2 protein-coding genes are annotated in these 1,976 nt (G+C 69.0%); one reads left to right on the top strand and one right to left on the bottom strand.

Features of this window, described 5'->3' with window-relative positions:
* Positions 1–1,043: DEAD/DEAH box helicase (locus AC08OV_RS21055; RefSeq protein WP_476620172.1), on the top strand; the 1,043-nt coding region annotated here is incomplete at its 5' end.
* A gap of 17 nt (positions 1,044–1,060) precedes the next feature.
* Here AC08OV_RS21055 and AC08OV_RS21060 read toward each other — a convergent pair.
* Positions 1,061–1,606, bottom strand: coding sequence for a Uma2 family endonuclease (locus AC08OV_RS21060; RefSeq protein WP_476593857.1), 546 nt, complete (start codon positions 1,604–1,606; stop codon positions 1,061–1,063).
* Positions 1,607–1,976: the final 370 nt, after the last annotated feature.

Genomic DNA, 1,976 nt, shown 5'->3' on the forward strand with positions numbered 1-1,976 from the left:
TCGTCGTGCTGCCCGCGGGTGCCGGGAAGACCATCGTCGGCGCCGCGGCCATGGCCCAGACCGGGGCGACCACGCTGATCCTGGTCACGAACACGGTGGCCGGCCGGCAGTGGCGGCACGAGCTGCTGCGCCGCACCTCGCTGACCGAGGAGGAGATCGGCGAGTACTCCGGGGAGCGCAAGGAGATCCGGCCGGTCACCATCGCTACCTACCAGGTGATGACGGCCCGGCGTAAGGGCGAATACCTGCACCTGGAGTTGTTCGGGGCCCGGGACTGGGGTCTGATCGTCTACGACGAGGTGCATCTGCTCCCGGCGCCGGTCTTCCGGATGACCGCCGACATCCAGTCCCGTCGTCGGCTCGGCCTGACCGCGACCCTCGTCCGGGAGGACGGCCGGGAGGGCGACGTCTTCTCGTTGATCGGGCCGAAGCGGTATGACGCCCCGTGGCGGGAGATCGAGGCACAGGGCTGGATCGCGCCGGCGCAGTGCACCGAGGTGCGCGTCACGCTCACCGAGGACGAGCGGATGGCCTACGCCGTCGCCGAGCCGGAGGAGCGGTACCGGATGTGTGCCACCGCCCGCAGCAAGCGGGCGGTGGTGGAACGTCTCGTCCGCCGGCACTCCGATGACCGGGTGCTGGTGATCGGCGCATATCTCGACCAGCTCGACGAGCTCGGGGAGCTGTTGGACGCCCCGGTCATCCAGGGTTCTACCCGTAACCGGGAGCGGGAGCGGCTGTTCGAGGCGTTCCGGACCGGGGAGATCACCACATTGGTCGTTTCCAAGGTCGCGAATGTCTCCATCGACCTGCCGGAGGCCGGGGTGGCCGTGCAGGTCTCGGGCACGTTCGGTTCCCGCCAGGAGGAGGCCCAGCGGCTCGGTCGGGTGCTGCGGCCCAAGGCCGACGGCCGCACGGCGCACTTCTACACGGTGGTGGCCCGCGACACCCTCGACCAGGAGTACGCGGCACACCGCCAGCGATTCCTCGCCGAGCAGGGCTACGCCTACACCATCGTCGACGCCGACGACGTCCTGGGGTAGCGGTCGGGGTCGCGCCATCACTCCGAGTCGGGCGGGTCGATCAGCTCGGCCGGCTGGATCGCCACCGGAAAGGGCTGAGTGGCGGTGAAGGTCTCCTTCCCGCTGACCGTGCGGGTGGCGAGGTACGCATCGGCGACCAGGTCGTACGCCTCGATGGTGGCGGTGTCCGGGTCGATCAGCCAGCAGGACGGCACGCCGCGTTGCCGGTAGAGATCGAGTTTGAGGGTGCGGTTGTAGCGCCGGGTGCTGGCGTCGGCCACTTCGATGACGAGGGACGGGGTGCCCCGGAGCCGACGGCCGGTGTCACCGCTCGCCGCTACCACGACATCCGGCACGAGCAGACTGCGGGGGGACAGCTCCACCCCGATCCCGGCCGGCAGGATCTGAGCTCCGGAGGAGGCCGTGCCCGCCAGGATCCGGACCAGGCGCGCCGTGACGCGGGCCCGCAGCGGTGTCGGCCATGGTCGCAGGACGCACAAGCCGTCCAGGAGCTCGAACCGAGCGTCATCATGCCCGCCCGTGTCGAGATCTTCCACGGTGACCGGGGGAGTGGGAACGGTCATCGAGGGGCGATGGGAGCGCGGCTGTGCGGGGGCCTGAACCACGAGGGCTATCGTGCCTGTCGCCGTGGCCGCTGTCTAAAGCTGGCATGCGTTAATTGTCCGTGTCGCGGTAAAAGGTCGAAGTCTAACGAAGGTGACCTTCGAGTTGTTCAAAAGGAGTGACATAAAGCTCTTGTCTCTTGGATTACCCGATGGTAATTTGATCGCCGTCGATGGCGGCCGAGAAGAGCGTTCTTGGAAAGGTCGCCTTTGGGAGTGCCTTCCGGCGTTCGCTCCGTCCCGAGCGGCGCCCGCTCCCACGCCGGAGAGCTCGCCCCCGCGGAACCTCCCGTCCGCGGGGGCGAGCCTTGCCCCGCACGGCGCCTTCGGC

The organism is Frankia sp. CeTa3Moorea (assembly GCF_978021225.1).